Source organism: Botryobacter ruber (assembly GCF_003347595.2).
Classification (GTDB): domain Bacteria; phylum Bacteroidota; class Bacteroidia; order Cytophagales; family Hymenobacteraceae; genus Pontibacter; species Pontibacter ruber_A.
This window is the reverse complement of the sequence record NZ_QCZK02000004.1, coordinates 63,463-80,762: the sequence shown is the minus strand read 5'-3', so window position 1 is coordinate 80,762 and position 17,300 is coordinate 63,463. Positions and strand designations below refer to the sequence as shown.

At 49.7% G+C, this 17,300-nt stretch carries 8 protein-coding genes; 6 read left to right on the top strand and 2 right to left on the bottom strand.

The window, feature by feature from the left end:
• Nucleotides 1-64 precede the first annotated feature (64 nt).
• From DCW36_RS00575 to DCW36_RS00550, 6 genes are all read left to right on the top strand, one after another.
• Nucleotides 65-2,389, top strand: coding sequence for a S46 family peptidase (locus DCW36_RS00575; RefSeq protein WP_164890992.1), 2,325 nt, complete (start codon nucleotides 65-67; stop codon nucleotides 2,387-2,389).
• Nucleotides 2,390-2,797: 408 nt separating this feature from the next.
• On the top strand, nucleotides 2,798-3,616 hold the full coding sequence (locus DCW36_RS00570) for a PorV/PorQ family protein (RefSeq protein ID WP_125185407.1): 819 nt from the start codon (nucleotides 2,798-2,800) through the stop codon (nucleotides 3,614-3,616).
• Nucleotides 3,617-3,621: 5 nt separating this feature from the next.
• Nucleotides 3,622-5,694: a hypothetical protein gene (locus tag DCW36_RS00565; protein ID WP_114782506.1), complete on the top strand. Its 2,073-nt coding sequence runs from the start codon at nucleotides 3,622-3,624 to the stop codon at nucleotides 5,692-5,694.
• A gap of 298 nt (nucleotides 5,695-5,992) precedes the next feature.
• Nucleotides 5,993-9,007, top strand: a complete 3,015-nt coding sequence (locus DCW36_RS00560) for a pectinesterase family protein (RefSeq protein WP_125185406.1) — start codon at nucleotides 5,993-5,995, stop codon at nucleotides 9,005-9,007.
• A 245-nt stretch (nucleotides 9,008-9,252) separates the two neighbouring features.
• Nucleotides 9,253-10,950: a T9SS type A sorting domain-containing protein gene (locus DCW36_RS00555; RefSeq protein ID WP_114782504.1), complete on the top strand. Its 1,698-nt coding sequence runs from the start codon at nucleotides 9,253-9,255 to the stop codon at nucleotides 10,948-10,950.
• A 378-nt stretch (nucleotides 10,951-11,328) separates the two neighbouring features.
• A complete protein-coding gene (locus DCW36_RS00550) occupies nucleotides 11,329-12,540 on the top strand; it encodes a T9SS type A sorting domain-containing protein (protein ID WP_114782503.1) in 1,212 nt (403 codons plus the stop codon).
• A 212-nt stretch (nucleotides 12,541-12,752) separates the two neighbouring features.
• Here DCW36_RS00550 and DCW36_RS00545 read toward each other — a convergent pair whose 3' ends face one another.
• On the bottom strand, nucleotides 12,753-14,663 hold the full coding sequence (locus DCW36_RS00545) for a DUF3857 domain-containing protein (RefSeq protein WP_114782502.1): 1,911 nt from the start codon (nucleotides 14,661-14,663) through the stop codon (nucleotides 12,753-12,755).
• Nucleotides 14,664-14,829: 166 nt separating this feature from the next.
• Nucleotides 14,830-16,809, bottom strand: coding sequence for a DUF3857 domain-containing protein (locus DCW36_RS00540; protein WP_114782501.1), 1,980 nt, complete (start codon nucleotides 16,807-16,809; stop codon nucleotides 14,830-14,832).
• Nucleotides 16,810-17,300: the final 491 nt, after the last annotated feature.

Below are 17,300 nucleotides of genomic sequence, written 5' to 3'. Positions count from 1 at the left end.
TGCTTAACAGAAGATGTGCAGTTTTTACTAAATTTGCATTACTAACCTAATCTAAACAACATCTATGCTCAAAAGAATTCTTTCACTCCTCCTTTTTGTTTCGCTGAGCCTGCCATTCGCAGCTAAAGCAGATGAAGGAATGTGGCTCCCGATGCTGATTAAGCGTCTGAACCATACCGATATGCAGAAGCAGGGACTCCAGCTGACTGCCGAAGAAATTTACAGCGTGAACAACTCCAGCCTTAAAGATGCCATCGTACAGTTCGGCGGCTTCTGTACCGGCGAATTTATTTCTTCGGAAGGTCTGCTGCTCACCAACCACCACTGCGGCTACAGTTCCATCCAGTCCCACTCCACCACCGAACACGATTACCTGACCGACGGCTTCTGGGCCATGGCCAAAGAAAAAGAACTGCCTAACCCGGAGCTATTCGTTGACATACTGGTGCGCATGGACGATGTAACCGGCCAGGTGCTTGAAGGCATCAGCAACACCACCTCCGAGCAGGAACGTGCCCAGAAAACGGCGCAGCGCATGCAGGCCATCGCCCGCGAGGCCAGCAACAACGGCCAGTATGTGAGCTATGTGCGCGACTTCTTTAACGGAAACGAATTTTACCTGTTCGTATACGAGCGTTTCTCTGATGTGCGCCTGGTAGGTGCCCCGCCTTCCTCTATCGGCAAATTCGGCGGCGACACCGACAACTGGATGTGGCCCCGCCACACCGGCGACTTCTCGCTGTTCCGCGTGTACATGAGTCCCGATGGCAAACCGGCTGACTACAGCCCGAACAACGTGCCTTACAAGCCAAAGCACCACCTGCCTGTGTCTATCAGCGGCAAAGAGCAAAGCGACTTTGCGATGGTGTTCGGATTCCCGGGCCGCACCAAGCGCTTCATGACCTCGCACGGCCTGAAACTGGAGGTGAACCAGCTGAACAAATCACGCATCAAGCTGCGCGAGAAAAAGCTGGGCCTCTGGAAAGAGGAAATGGATAAAGATCCGGCTACCCGCATCAAGTACGCTTCTAAATACGCCTCTACGGCCAACTATTACAAGTACTCCATCGGCCAGAACGAAGGCATTGAGCGCATGAAAACCATGGAAGGCAAAATAGCCGACGAAGCCAAATTCCAGACCTGGGTAACGGCCGATGCGCAACGCAAGGCGCAATACGGCGATGTGCTGAACCAGATCGGAAATGCCAATAACCAGATCGAAAAATATAACCTGGGCACCGTTTACCTCAACGAGGCTGTGCTGGGAACCGAAGTGCTCCTGCTCGCTTACCGCATGACGCCGCTCTACAATGTTCTCAAACTTAGCAATGCTGAAGCCGCCAAAAAAGCAGCAGAAGACCTGGAGTCAACGGTAGAATCGCACTTCAAAAACTACTATGCCCCTGCCGACAAAAAAGTGTTTGCTGCACTGATGAAATACTATTCTGAGGATATTCCGAAAGAGCAGCAGCCGGACGCTTTCAAAAGCATGGTGAAAAAGTATAACGGCAATTTTGAAAAACTGGCCGACTATGTGTTCAACAATTCGTTCCTGGTGTCGGAAGAAAAAACAGAAGCGTTCCTGCAAAACCCGGCGCTGAAGAAACTGGAAAACGACCCGGCTTTCCAGATCGTGAACAGCATCATCGACAACTATAGGAGCAACATTGCCCCAAGCCTCGCCGAGGCCAATGCGAAGCTGGCACAAGCGAACCGCCTGTACGTTGCAGCGCTGCGCCAGATGAACCCGGACAAAGTATATTATCCTGATGCCAACTCTACCATGCGCCTGAGCTACGGCACCGTGCAGGGCTACAGTCCGCAGGATGGCGTGCGCTACAACTACTACACCACCCTGGAGGGCATCATGGATAAAGCAGACTCGACCAACGAAGAGTTCATTGTGCCGGATAAACTCCAGCAACTGTACCGCACCAAAAACTACGGCCGCTACGCCAACGAAAAGGGCGAACTGGTCGTGAACTTCATCACCAACAACGACATCACCGGCGGCAACTCCGGCTCTCCGGTGATCAACGGCCGGGGCGAACTGATTGGCGTGGCCTTCGACGGCAACTGGGAAGCCATGACCGGCGACCTGGTGTACGACCCCGACTACAAACGTTGCATCAACATGGACTCGCGCTACCTGCTGTTCATCATCGATAAGTTTGCCGGCGCTACCAACCTGATAAACGAAATGACGATCGTGGACAACGGCAACCCCGATGCAGGCGACGCCGCATCAGCCGCCATCCCGAACGTTACCTCTGATTTGTTAGAGGCCGCCATTGAAGAAGCCAAAGCAGAGCTAAAAGAAGGCGAGTCGAAGGTGAAAGTGAAGAAGAAGGAAGGCAAGAAAAGCGTGAAACTCGAAATAAGAAATTAACTCTATCTTCATAAACAACAGTAACGGGGCAGCGGCAACAGTCGCTGCCCCGTTTTTTTTTGCTGCACCTGCCACCACAGCCTCTGCTGCTCAGGCACAACACATAAAGTAAGGACAGGTCGCGATCCAATGCCGTCAACTTAAGAGTAACATGGCGCGAGCGTCCTCGCTCGTGCCGGCTATTTTGCGGCCTCTGGCCGCCGTGAACCACGAACAGACCATTAACTGCGGCCAGAGGCCGCGGAATAGTAAACACGAGCGAGGACGCTCGCGCTATAAATTTCCTTAAATTGACGGCATTGGGTCACGACCTGTCCCTACAAAATTTTCAAAAAATAAAACAAAAACACGAACAGTCCTCCCACAGCACCGTAAACCTCTCCATAAAATGCAATTCAACTCACCACTATGCCGGGACTGCTGCGTTACACACCATTGCTCTGCCTGCTGCTTCTCCCCTGCCTGGCCACGGCACAGGCCGACGTACCTGCCGGTGCGCGTGCCGCTGCCGTTGGCAATGCCTCCGTTACCTTCCCCGGGCTATGGGCGCTGAACAACAATGTGGCAGGCGTGGCAACACTCGAAAAAGCAGCGGCAGGCGTGTATGCCGAGAACCGCTTCGGAGTCCGGGCCTTTACGACCATGGCCTTACTGGCTGCTTACCCCACTCCCAAAGCTGGCACCTTTGGCCTGAGCATCAGCCGCTTCGGCGACGAACTCTATAGCCGACAGTCGCTGGGACTGGGGTACGGGCACCGGCTGGGGCAGTTCAGCCTGGGCGCCAAAGCCGATGTGTGGCAGGTGGCAGCGCAGGGACTGGGAAGCCGGAAAGCGGTGGCCTTGTCGGTAGGCGTGCAGGCAGAGGTAACGCCGGAGTTGTTCTTTGGCGCCTATGCCTACAACCTGAACCAGGCAAAGCTGTCGGAATTTGCAGACGAGCGGCTGCCTACCGTCATGAAAGCCGGGCTGGCCTACCGCCCTTACCAGAAGCTACTCCTGAGTGCCGAAACAGAAAAGCACATCGACTTTCCTGCCGAACTAAAGGCGGGGCTGGAATACAAGCCACTGGAGAAGTTTGCCCTCCGCACCGGCTACGCCACCCAGACCAGCACCATTTCGTTTGGCACAGGCTTCCAGGCACGCCAACTGCAGGTAGATTACGCGCTGGGCACGCACACGCTGCTGGGGCTGAACCATCATCTTTCAGTTTCCTATCAACTTAACTGATCTGCATGAGAAGGCTGTTGCTACTGCTATGTATCCAGTTGCTTTGCCTCCGCCTGCAGGCACAGGACTACCAGCGCCGTACCTTCGATTTTGACTTGTTTGTACAGGAACTGTTTGCCCAGCAGGAAGACGACACTGTACCCTACGAAGACCTGTACGAAACGCTCTTCCAGTACTACCAAAACCCCATTGACCTGAACAACACCACACCCGAAAAACTGGCTTCGCTCTACATCCTGTCACGGCCGCAGATCATGGCTTTTTTTGAGCACCTGAAGCAAAACGGGAAGCTGCTGAGTATTTATGAACTTCAGTCGATCGAAGGATTTGACCTGCCTACGATTTACCGGCTCATTTACTTTGTGCGGGTGAGCGATGCGGGACTCAACGCCGACCAGCGCCCGCTCTGGCAGCGGATCGTGGGCGAAGACAACAACGCGCTCATCTTCCGTTACGAGCGCACGCTGCAGCAGCGCCGTGGCTACACCCCCTCCACCAGCAGCCGCTACCTGGGCGGCCCCGACAAACTGTTCATGCGCTACCGCGTCAGCCACACCCGCGACTACAGCCTGGGCATTACTGCCGAAAAAGATGCCGGCGAACAATTTACCTGGGACGCCCCCACCCGCCGCTACGGCTTCGACTACTACACGGCTCACCTGCAGCTTTACAACAAAGGACGCTTTAAAACCATCGCCCTCGGCGATTACCAGCTGCAGTTCGGGCAGGGGCTGCTGCTTTCGTCGGGCTACAGCGTAGGCAAAGGCAGCGAAACCATTAACACCGTCAGCCGCGCCAACCTCGGCATCCGCCCCTACAGTTCGGTATTGGAAACAAGTTTCTTTCGGGGAGCTGCCGCTACCTATGCCCTCAGCAACAGCTTCACCGCCACCGGCTTCTACTCAAACAAACGCGTGGATGCCAATCTGCAAACTGTTGCTGACACGCTTACCGAAGAAGATGTGTTTGCCGCTGTTCAGGTTTCCGGCTTCCACCGCACCCCTACCGAACTGGCCAACAAACATGCTGTGCGGGAGCAGATCGGCGGCGGGAACATCAGCTTGCAGAGCCGGAACAAGGCTTTTGCTGCAGGCATCACAGCCTTAGCTACACATTATAGTGCAGCCATGCAAAAGACAGGCGCACCCTATCAGCAGTTCGAGTTTGGCGGCACCACCAACTACAACCTCGGCGCCCACTACAGCTATACCTGGCAGAACGTTTATCTTTTCGGGGAAACAGCGGCATCCAAAAGCGGCGGCGTGGGCACGGTAAACGGCTTTATGGCCAACTTGTCGAACAAGGTGGAAGTGGCCCTGCTCTACCGCCACTACGACCGTCACTTCCACTCTTTCTACGGCAACGCCTTTGGCGAAGGAACCCGCAACCTAAACGAGGGCGGCCTGTACACGGGCATCAAAATCAAACCTTTTCCGAAGTGGGAAATTACAGCTTACTACGACCGTTTCCGGTTCCCGTGGCTGCGTTACCGCGTAGATGCCCCATCGTACGGCGACGAGTACCTGCTGCGCCTCTACTACCGCCCCAACCGGCAGACATCGCTCTACGCCCAGGTGCGCCACGAAAGCAAAGGCCTGAACGCTCCCAACAACACCACGGCACTCGATTATGTGGCGCAGGCCGAGCGGCGGCATTACCTGCTTTACTATGATTTTGCGCCCTCGCAGGTGGTGTCGCTCAAGTCGCGGGTGCAGTTCAGCAGCTTTACCCACGAGAACCCCACCACCACCGGCTACCTGATTGCCCAGGACATCAACTTCACTTTCCGGAGCTTCCGGCTGAGCACCCGCTACGCCATCTTCGACACCGACAACTACGAGAACCGGCAATATACCTTCGAGCGCGACGTGCTCTACGCCTTCTCCATTCCTGCCTTCTACGGCCGCGGCACCCGCATCTATGGACTGCTGCAACTGCGCCCCCTGCCCCGCATGGATTTGTGGGTAAAATACGGCATCACCCACTACCGCAACCAGCGCACCATCGGCTCCGGGCTCGAGACGATAGAGGGTCCACGAAGGGCGGATGTGAAGGCGCAGGTGCGGTACAGGTTTTGAAGTAACGCGGCTGAACCCGCAACAATGCGGTGCAACAAGTGTGGTGGCTGTGGCTGCAGAAAAACCGTATTGCCCGAACATGGAACCGGCCTGCACCTGGCCTGCCTTATTTCTGCAGCCACAGCCACCACTGCCTCAGAACCTCTGTAGCAGAAACAGTTAAGCAGCCGGATGCAGCCAAAGCTTCTTAAAATTAATTACTAATGAACGTTTGTAAAGTAAAAAATAAATACTAATATCGAACAATCGATTGCGCATTCAACCGATATCTTTCATTTACTTTCTAAATTTTCACCCTATGAAGAAATTCTACTTATTGCTGGGCATGGCATTCTCGTTCTGTTGCCTGCTCAATTTTTCATTTGCCCAAGGCACGCCTGCCTCCGCCACCTGGCCGCTGACCGACCCTGGCACAGGAGGCACAGGAAAGGCTGTGATAACAACCGGTCAGATGCAGGCGTCGACAGAGCGCCTGGTAAACATGAACATCAACCAGTATACCGGAACCGAGGGCAGCCAGCGTGTGCGTATAGACAATAACAACTGGCCGCTTTCGCAAACCGATACTGTTGCGGGCACTTATGTACAGTTTGCAGTAGGGCCAAGCCCAAATAGTAGACTTACTGTACGCTCCATCGCGCTTAAACTGGGAGCACACAGTACCAATGCCATGAAAGCAAATGTGTACTATTCCACTGACCGCAGATTTAAAAATGTTACCCAGATAGAATATTCTACAACCCTTACGAACAACGTGCTGAGCACATCGGCACTTACACCTGTTTCTGCAACTACTGCTATAACTTTACAGGAAGGAGACAGCCTCTATGTAAGAGTCTACCCTTGGGTAAACAACGCGACAACCACACAATCAGGCAAGTACCTTACCCTGAAGGATGTTACAATAACAGGCGAAAGCGAGGCAACTGCCGTACCATCCAGTATCGTATGGAACAGTGACCAGACTTTCTCTACTACTGGCGCAGTAGTTGGCACCGCTCCAGCCTACAGCCCTGCCATGCAATATTACGGCACAACCAACCTGCCTACAACCGATACAAACGAGAATGTAACGGTAGCCGCTATCCAGACTGTGTCGCAGGACTGGCAGGCGGAGCCGAACCCGGTGGAGTCGCTTTATTTCCAGTATGCCGTTTCGCCTAAAACCGGCGCTACACTTAACATTACCAACGTTTCGCTTTATATTGGCGGATGGTTTTCTTCCAACCTGAGAGCAGCTATCTATTATTCTAAAGACCCGACTTTTGCCGAGCGTACGCTGCTGGTGGAAGACATGGACCTGGTGGGTAATAAAGTGGCGCCTGTTAGCGCTACCTTAAATGCTACTATTAATTCAGGCGAAACATTCTACCTGCGCATTTACCCGCACAATAAAAATGCAGAGGGCTGGGCCAAGTTAGTGGCAGTATATAATGTTACCCTCTCCGGTTCTGCTATCGGCGTTACATTTGATCCTCCAGCTGTAACTACTGTTACGCCTGCATCAGACATCTCCACAACTTTTGCTACTGTAAAAGGCAATATTTCTTCTGACGGCGGTGCTGCCGTTACAGCCAGAGGTATTGCTTACGGTACCAGCGAGAATCCGACAGTAGACGGCACCAAGACAACTGCAGGCGAAGGTTCAGGCGCTTTCTCCAGCCAGCTAACCGGCTTAACCCCGGGCACTACCTATTATGCGCGTGCCTACGCCACCAACACCGCCGGCACTTCGTACGGCGAGCAGGTAAGCTTTAGCACCCTGGCCGAACTGGCCGTTCCTACGGTAACCACAACAGCTGCTTCCGGTATCCTTGCCACATCGGCACAAAGCGGCGGTAACGTAACGGCATGGGGCGGCGTAGATGTAACTGCCCGTGGCCTTGTGTGGAACACCACCGGCAACCCAACGCTTGCGGATAATAAGTCGGTAGACGGTGCCGGTCTGGGAAGCTTCAGCAGTCAGCTGCACAGCCTGACGGCAAACACCACCTACTACGTGCGCGCCTATGCCACCAACAGCCAGGGAACAGGCTACGGACCTGAAGTTACGTTTACTACCCAGCAACAGGCTCCTGATGTAACCAAGGTGGTTGCCAAAGACGGCTCCGGCGATTATACGACGGTACAGGCTGCCTTCAATGCTGTTCCTGATTTCTACACCGGCAAGTGGACAATTCTGGTGAAGCCCGGAACGTATAAGGAGAAGCTTATTTTGGAACGTAACAAAGTAAATGTAATTCTGCGTGGCGAAAATCCTTTAAACACCATTCTTACCTACGACGATTACGCCGGTAAAAACAACCTCGGCACCTCCGGCTCTTACAGTGTAGCCATAGAGGCTGACGATTTTATTGCCGCCAACATCACATTCCAGAACACCAAGAGAAATGACAACACGGCACAAAACGAGCAGGCTGTAGCCCTCCGCGTAAACGGCGACCGCCAGGCTTACTACAACTGCCGCATCCTGGGGTACCAGGACACATTCTACGCCTGGGGCGGACGCGTGGTAGGCCGTATCTACATGAAAGACTGCTACATCGAAGGTTCTGTCGACTTCATCTTTGGCAGAGACATTGTAGTGTTCGACAACTGTACCATTAATGTAAACAGAAACGGCGGCATGCTGACAGCAGCTTCTACAGAAGCGAACACCAGGCACGGATTTGTGTTCCTGAACTCTACTGTTACGGCTGATGAGGTTGGTTTCGACGGAGTTCCGATTACAAGCTTCCACCTGGGCAGGCCATGGCAGGCAGCCCCGCGCACAGTCTTCATGAATACATTCCTTCCTGCTTCACTTAATGCAGCCGGCTGGCAAACCTGGAATGTGACACCTGCGCTCTACGGCGAATACAACAATTCAGGTCCGGGTGCGGCTACAGCCAGCAGGATTTCTATTTCAAGAGTATTAACGGCACAGGAAGCTGCTGAGCACACCATTGCCAATATCTTCTCCAAAGAAACGCACCCTGCCTTCAGTTTCGACTGGATGCCGGAGAATGTAAGCTTCCCTGTAACCGGCCTTGCTGCTGATAAAAGGAATTCCAGCTTTAGCCTGGAGCAGAATTACCCGAATCCGTTCCATACTGCTACTACCATTGCGTTTGAGCTGAAAAAAGCAAGCCATGTTACATTAGAAGTGTATGACATCACCGGCAAGCGCGTAGCGCTGCTGGCCGAAGGCTTAAAAACGGCCGGTGTACACGAGGTAAAGCTAGACAGCAACACGCTGCAAAACGGTATTTACTTCTATAAGTTAAGTGCCGGTGGCGCTACAGCTACCCGCAAAATGGTGATAACCAGGTAAACAGTTCAGGTAAACCAACATCAAAAAAACGGGTCCGGGAAAAAATTCCGGACCCGTTTTTTTGTGCTCCAGCAGTCTCTGAGCACAGAAAAATATGCTTTTTTTAGTAACAATCAGCCAACTCAGCAGAGCACTTAATTTAAATTTAACTTACAAATATTTGTTTTTTTAAATATTCATACCCATATTTAATCAATCGATTGCATTAGTATCTGTATTTCATTTTTCAATTAAATTAAAACATTATGAAAAAAATTTACCTTTTACTCGGTACCGTGTTTTTCGTTTGCGGTTTGTTCCATGTAGCATTGGCCCAGACTTCTGCATCGGCCAGATGGTCATTGGTTAATCCTGACAACGGGGGCACAGGTGAAGAAGTGGCCATAACTGGAGAAGTCCAGAATGCGGTAATGACTTTAACCACTATGGAAAAACAAGGTTATTTAGCTAGTGCTGAAAATACCCTTCGCATGCGCATGGAGGGTAATGCAATGCCTGCCAGCCAATTAGACACAATCACGAATACTTACGTTCAATTTGCTGTTTCACCTACTGCAGGTAAAAGCCTGAATGTTACCAGTCTCAGTTATGACCTCGTTGCTTCAGGTACAGGAAATATGAAGGCCAAAGTTTTTTATTCCACTACCCCGAGTTTCAAAAATGCTACGCTGCTTGAGGAGGGTACTGGACTGGCTGATAATGCAGTTAGCAGGGTTACAGGAGAGACAGGCGGCACTGGTTTTACTGCAGTTAACAAAACAATCAGTGCCATGGTAAATAGTGGACAGACTTTTTATTTAAGATTCTATCCCTGGGTACATAACGCGAGTAGCACCCAGTCTGGCAAATATATCGCTATCCGCAATTTAACAATCTCCGGTACAACAACCGCGGGCGGTGGTGCAGTTACCCCTAAAAAAGTGGGTTATGTGATGTCAAACAAAACTATGGCTGAGAATACAGCTGACCCCATAGTTGCAATGTTACAGGCCGATCCGAATATTGATGTAACTGTACATGCCGTTGCAGGTGATGCGACAGTAGATTTATCAGGTTATGACGTTGTGGTGGTTCAGGAAGGCTTTGGCTCTGGTGATAATATTTACAAGCCTGCTGGCTCACTTGGTTTAGCCAATATCACGGTTCCTTTCCTTTACAACAAAACCTATGCCTTGCGAAATGGCAGAGCTGTGGTAACAGGAGGCGGTACTAGCGCTGATATTGGAGACACGGCTATTGTAGTATCGGAAGCCAATCGGAGCAACGATTTGTTTAAAGGAATCACTTTCACAAATGGTGCCTTTCCTGTGTTTAAAACGCGTGCCACAGATCTTGGTGGTAGTGGTGCTGAAGCAGTTAAGACTTTCAACTACACACACGGCCTCACCATTTCTGCCGAAAACACTCTTCTGGGAACAGTGCCTGCTATAGACGCAATCGAAAATAAAAACCAAGTGATGTTCCTAAACGACATACCTGCCGGCACAACTATTGGCGACCAGGTATTAAGGGCAAGAATGATTGCCGTAGGGTTAAATACAGGAGCTATGATGAAAGATAACGGCACCAATATGACTGCTGAAGGCCTCACATTAATGCGAAATGCCATTTATAGCCTGGCAGGTCTTACTATACCAAATACAGGTATTGTAACCAGCTTAGCTGCCGAAACTAAGAATGCCAGCTTCAACCTGGGCCAGAACTATCCAAACCCGTTCCATGCTGCTACTACCATAGCGTTTGAGTTGAAAAAAGCAGGTCATGTAACGTTAGAAGTGTATGACATTACCGGCAAGCGCGTAGCTATGCTGGCTGAAGGTTTAAAAACTGCCGGTGTACACGAGGTGAAGTTAAACAACAGCAACCTCAAAAACGGTATCTACTTTTACAAACTAAGCGCTAACGGAGCAACAGCAACCCGTAAAATGCTGATTTCCAAATAAGAACTAACATAACAAAGTACAATCAACGAAGCGGGTTCAGGAGGTTATAACTTCTGAACCCGCTTTTTTATTTACTCCTCCTTAAGCAAGCTTTACCACTCCCTCCGAAGCATCTCCTCCGTAGCAAAAATTAGTTGAGGCGCAAAAAAACATGGTGGCTATCGCAGTAACGATCACGTAAAGTGAAGCCGCTAAGAACATTAACAAAATTTACTTTTTTCAGGATTACCACTTCCGTAAATATTACGGAAATTTCCGTAATATTTACATTAAATCTTCTAAATATTTATTTTATGCACCTATTGTTTAATAGTTGCCAATTCACCATCTTTCGCCCCGATTACACTTTAATAACCATAACTTAACTCAAAATCCTTTATGAAAAAATTTTACACATTAGCTGCTGCAGCAGTGTTAACCTGCAGTACGTTTAACTTTGCTTTTGCCCAGGCAAAGAAGGTACTTTACATTACACAAGACAAAGGAACGGGCTGGGATGCTACTGCAGCACCACAGAACAATGATGCTGTTATTCAACTGTTGAAGAGAGATTCCAATTTTGATGTAACAGTAAGGGTATTGACTTCTGACGAAGCAAATGCAGCTGCAACAGCCGTTGATATGGCCCCTTATGACGTTGTTGTTATACAGGAATCCCTTGGTAGTTCTTCAGCAATTTTATCGCCTACAGGAACATTAGGCTTATCAAGGTTCACAAAACCTACACTTTATAATAAGCCCTATTCGCTAAGAGCAGGCAGAGCCTTAGCAGCAGGCACCGCTGGTGAGGGAATTGATGCATCCATGAATAGCACTGTTGTAGACGGCACCCAGGTTCCTGGATTTACAGTTTTATCTATGACAGTACCTACTGCCAACAGGACGAACGAACTTTTCAAAGGCATTTCCTTTACTGACGAAGCTGGCACTCTTCCTGTATTCAAAACTGGCTCAACAGATAATGGTGGCGCTCCAACAGGCACACAAGCATATAAGGGCTTTAGCTATAATAACGCTATTGTGTTAACTCCTGCAAACAGGACGCTTGCAGAATTTGCCGGTAATGCAGACAGAAGTATCGCAGCAACCGGAACACCTATTTTCTTTAATGATATACCAGCAAATACTCAGATTGGATCTGAAACAACTCAAGCCAGAATCATCATGATGGGTATGAACTATGGTGCACTCAACAAAGACGCAGGTTCTAACCTTACCAGGGAAGGTCTTACGCTGTGGAGAAATGCAATCTACAGCTTGGCTGGTCTTACTGTTCCGACCACACTTGCAAATCCTTTAGTAACTAATCTGGCAACTGAGAAGAGTAACGCCTTGTTCAGCCTGGGCCAGAACTACCCTAACCCAACCAACGGTTCTACTACCATCCAGTTTGAGCTGAAAAAAGCAGGTGCTATCGCGCTGGAGGTTTTTGATATTACTGGCAGAAAAGTAGCTACCCTGGCTGAAGGTAACAAGGCTGCTGGTGCGCACGAAGTTAGATTTGTAAACACCTTGAACAGCGGTGTTTACTTCTACAAATTAAGCGCTAATGGCGTAAGTGCTACACGCAAAATGGTAGTTGCTAACTAGTATCTACTAGCTAGCTAGCGTCTAAATCAAAAGAGGGTCCGGGAGCTGCATGTTCCCGGACCCTCTTTTTTTGTACAGCTTTGTACACACAACTCCTTTCTTTCCTGCAACCTTGGTCCACACATCAAGCACTCCCTGTCGCAAAGCACTGGAGCAGAGGGAGTGGTGGCAGGTACAGCAGAACTACAGGACAAACAACGGGTGCATAAAACTTACTGCACGTTCTTAACAAACACGACCTGCTTGTTATCGGCTTTCACGATGTTGTTGATAAACTCGATCAGGGCAGGGTATGTATCACGCCCGTAGCGGCCCTTCTGCATCTGCAAAGTCCTGATGTAGGTTACTTTGTCGCCATCTACTTTAATGGTGACGTTGTATTCCCCGAAAACAGATTTGTGGGTAACGTCATCCGGTTTGAACTCCAGTGAATAGCCGGCAGGCATCTGGTATACCACCGTGTCCACATCCAGGAACGACATGGTTCTTACCACCTCCCACTGCCTGTTTTCAACAGCAGGCGGCGTACTAGACCATTTGTTCAGCAGGTTCGGAGTCAGGAACATGCGTTTTCCGCTTATATTTACGCACTTGCGCATACTCAGGTCCACCTTCTCCGTTACCGTTGGCACACGGTCTTTTTTCAGATCGAAGGTAAAGGTGCTGATATCAAAAGAAGGAAGGCTGATAAACTTGTACAGCCATTTACGCTGCTCCTCCACGCTCATGTTATTGATAACTCCCTCGTGCGTATCGTGCTGAATACCTGAATACAGGGTAACAATGTTGGCGGCACCATCGCCTTTTTCATCCAGCTTCACGGTAATTGTGCGTTTCTGGGCATTATCCAGCGCCGAGTAATCGGGCGTTTTCACTACTTTGCCTCCTTCGGGCGTGATGAGCAACGCATGCCTGCCGCCGGTAAACTCACCAGCGTATCCTGCCGATCGGCTCTGGCTCGTACACTCCAGCCAAACCGTATCCTGCTGCATGGGCACACACAGCACCACATGGTTAAACTGCTGGCTCGGAAAGTCTGTCTGAATATCCGGCATGTCATCTCCAGCCAAAACCAGCGCATGATACGACTCAATGCCTACCGCTTTCAGCATGGACTGGGTATAATTGGTCAGGGCTTTACAGTCGCCGTAGCCTTTGGCATCCACAAACGACGCCTCGAAAGGTTGCCAGCCACCAATACCCAACTGGATAGACACATAGCGGGTATTCGCCTGCAAATAGCTGTAGATTTTCTTAACCTTTTCCGCCGGATCGGTGATGCCGGCTACCAGCGCCTGCAGCTTCTGTTTTGTAGCTTCGGGCAGTACCCCGCGGCCTTCGTTCAGTTTATTTACCCATTGCCCGTAAGAAGCCCAGGAATCCATGTTGCCTTTGTAGCCTTCCACCTCAAACGCTGAGGGCGCCGTATACACAACTGGCACCATTTCTCTGAACAACGGACCATACGGCTCCCGCTCTACAGGTGTCAGGTTTTCCACTTTCCAGGTATACACATCGTGGGTAGGCGTGGCGCCAATGCTTACCTTTTCTTTCAGGTTGAGCTCCTTGTAACGCAGCTTCATTTCTTTGGGCAGTTTTACCTGGAAACTGGCTTGCTTTACCGACAGCTTCTCGTCATCAAGAGGTTGCCATACCGGGTAAAACAGCATGTTATTCGAGATTGTCTGGTACTCAAACTCCACTATGTACGGGTAAGAAAGATGCGACAGATCTGCTATTTTGGCACGATGGTCGTCGAACAGGTTACCACTTACGGCACTCACGTCTTTGATATCCTTGTTTTTGATACTCTTTATTTTCTTCCCGAAAAGGTCGTAAGAGGTTCCGTTGATAAAATCAACCTTTTCTAGCTTGTTATACGGCACGTAAAGCTTCGCCTTGTGCTGCCCGTTCTGGTTCAGAATTTTAATCCTGGTCTTAACCAACATTGTACCGTTGCTGACAGAATTTACGGTAAAAACAACCTCTTCCGAAAGCACTACCACATTGGCATCTTTCTCCAGGTCTTCTGCCACTGCCACCATAGCCTTAGCCGCAACTGCTTCTGCCTGCATTACCGCCAGGACAAGCACCACATAAATCAGTCTGTAAATTTTTAACATAAAGTAAGTATTTGAGAATTGCTACCGGATACGCAGAGGCGAACCGGGAATGTTTACAAATATTTTGCGGGCACTAAAACAGCAAAGGTAGCTGCCGCTCTCCTGGTCCGGAGCAAAACAACATGCCTTTGCGTCAGATGCCCATCATTTTATATTGCTGATGCTATTAGTTCGTTAACTTGGCTTTGAGCACAATCTGTTCTGCGTGCTTGGCCACAATGTGGTTGTAAAACTCTTTCAGGTTCGGGTATTCCTGGGCATAGAATACAGGCTTGTTCAGGGATATTTTACTTAGCACCTGGATCACACTGCCCTGCACACTTATCATATAAGTAAACTTGCCACCGTTATCCGGCAGGCTCAACACCATATTCTTTGGAATTTCGTCCAGTTCGTAACCCGCCGGAATGTTAAATTTTACCATATAGGTTTCGTCGTGGTTAAAGCCAAAGTCTACCGGGTAGAGGCGTTTTTCCAGTTTAAAAGGATTTTCCTTTTCGCCGTGGCCCAGCATGGGGTTCAGGTACAGGACACTGTTCTGCTGGTCGTTGCCGCTGGCCGTAATGTTATAGCCAATCTTAAGTATACCAGCCAGGTCTTTCAGGTTGTCCAGCGTGGGCTGATCTATTTTAAACTCGCCGACTTCCTTTGTGAAGTTTTCAAGGTACTTTGCTTCGCCTTCATCCGTAATCTCCTCACGCTTGAAGAGCGCACTGTAGCCTGAATGCGATTCGGTGGCTTTACCTGTCATTTCTCCTTTCTCGTTGAGCGTCACTTCGCCGTTAAAGAAAGTGGCATACCCGCCGCTTGGTTTAAGCGGCACCCAGCCACCGCCTGTTTCTTTTGATTTCACAAGGTAACCTTCGCCATTCAGCACCCTGTAAGGCAACATGCCCATCGGTAAGAGCGGCGAAGTGGCATCGAGCAGGTAGGTTTTGCCATCCAGGTTCACATGAGCGATCACGTAATTGAATTTTGTAATGAGGGCTGCCCCTTTAAAGGCACGGCCATGCTCCCGGGTGCTTACCAGTACCGGGGTGGCGTCGAAGCCTGCCTCGAGCAGCATCGAGGTCAGCAGCAGGTTGATGTCGGCTACATTCCCGGTGCCATTGTCGTAGGCTTTCCGGATAGAACTGGTGGTATACAGGCCGTTCTTCCCGTTCCACTTCACCGTCTTTTTAACCAGCTCATGTATCGCCTCCAGCTTTTGCTCCGGTGTGCTGTATTTGGCTGCAACGGCGGCCAGTTCATTTTTAAAGAAGTTGTTCCGGTTTAGCTGTACCCCGAACTGGTCCTCTTTTAGCAGGTCTTTCACAATATCATCCCAGCTTCCGGAAATAGTCCTGGGTAATTCGCCCGGGAACTTTACCTGCTGCAGCTCAAACTCAATTTTAGATCTGTAGTCATCTATTGTCGTTATAAACCTTTCTTCCCGCAGGGCCGGAACATCTTTCATCACCCAACGGTAAGAGTTGTTCATCATATTCGACTGAGCTGCGGCCTGCCGTTCGGAGTTGTTGTCGTGCAGGCTGTGGTAGCCCATGAACTGGAACTTGTAATCGAAATATTCGGGTATCTGGGCACGGTACTCGCTCCACACCGTCGGGATGCTGGTCTGGAACTCCCAATCCTGGAGCGTCTCAAAAAAATCGGAGGTGACGGTATAGGTGTATTCGATCACGGAACCTTCTTTCACGTTTGGCATCGTAAACTTTTTCACCGCTACGTTCTCGTTCATCTTCTCATCGAAAACAGCTTTAGACTCCAGCTTGTCCTTTACAATCTTGCCGTCGACCAGGTTATAGGTATACCCTTTTATGCCGGATGCAACTTCTTTCCTGGTGCCGTTCCGGTAAAGCGGAATTTGAACATCCGCCCAATCGTAGCCCGATTTTTTAAGGATCTTGATGCGGATATGGCGCTCAAATACCAGCTTGATATTGTTGGCAAACAGGAAGCGGGAGTACCCGAAATCGGATAACACGACGGCAGCTGCGCTGGTATCCTGATCGTACACCTTCATCAGCAACTCCGATTCTTCGATTTTACCAAACTTGGCGGCTTCGTTTTGTGCCAGGGCGGTGGAATAAGCTCCCCAAAAGAGCATAGCAATAACCAGGACCTTAGTAAAAGTCTTTGCTTTCATAGGCAGTAAGAAAATCTGTAAAAAAGAAAATATTTAAATTGTGTAAAGTCTAAGGCAAGCCATCCTGTTGAACAAGTATATTACTATTTCTTGCCCTGGTTGAATGCAGCTGGAATCCGGATATAAATAAAGGAAGATTTTTAAATAGAACCAATCCAAATTATAAATTATATTTCATTTTTAAATTAAATAAGCCAACGAAACCGAATTTATACATCCGTATGAGCAATTTAAGGGGGGCTTCAACAGTTTCTAACGCTTTAGAAAGCTGTAGCATTACGGGATACAGGAAGGAGAATAGTGTTGCGGAAGGATTTAAAAAACTAATTGGCCTTACAACAGCCTTTGTTATCGTTACCGGGTACGAAGCTGGTGCTGCACAAACGAACAGATGCAGCAGACACCACTGTTACTGCACTCACTATCAGGCAGGTAGACAACAGTAGCGCTTAAAAAAAAGCGGCAGCCCTTGCAAAGAAAGCAAAGCCTGC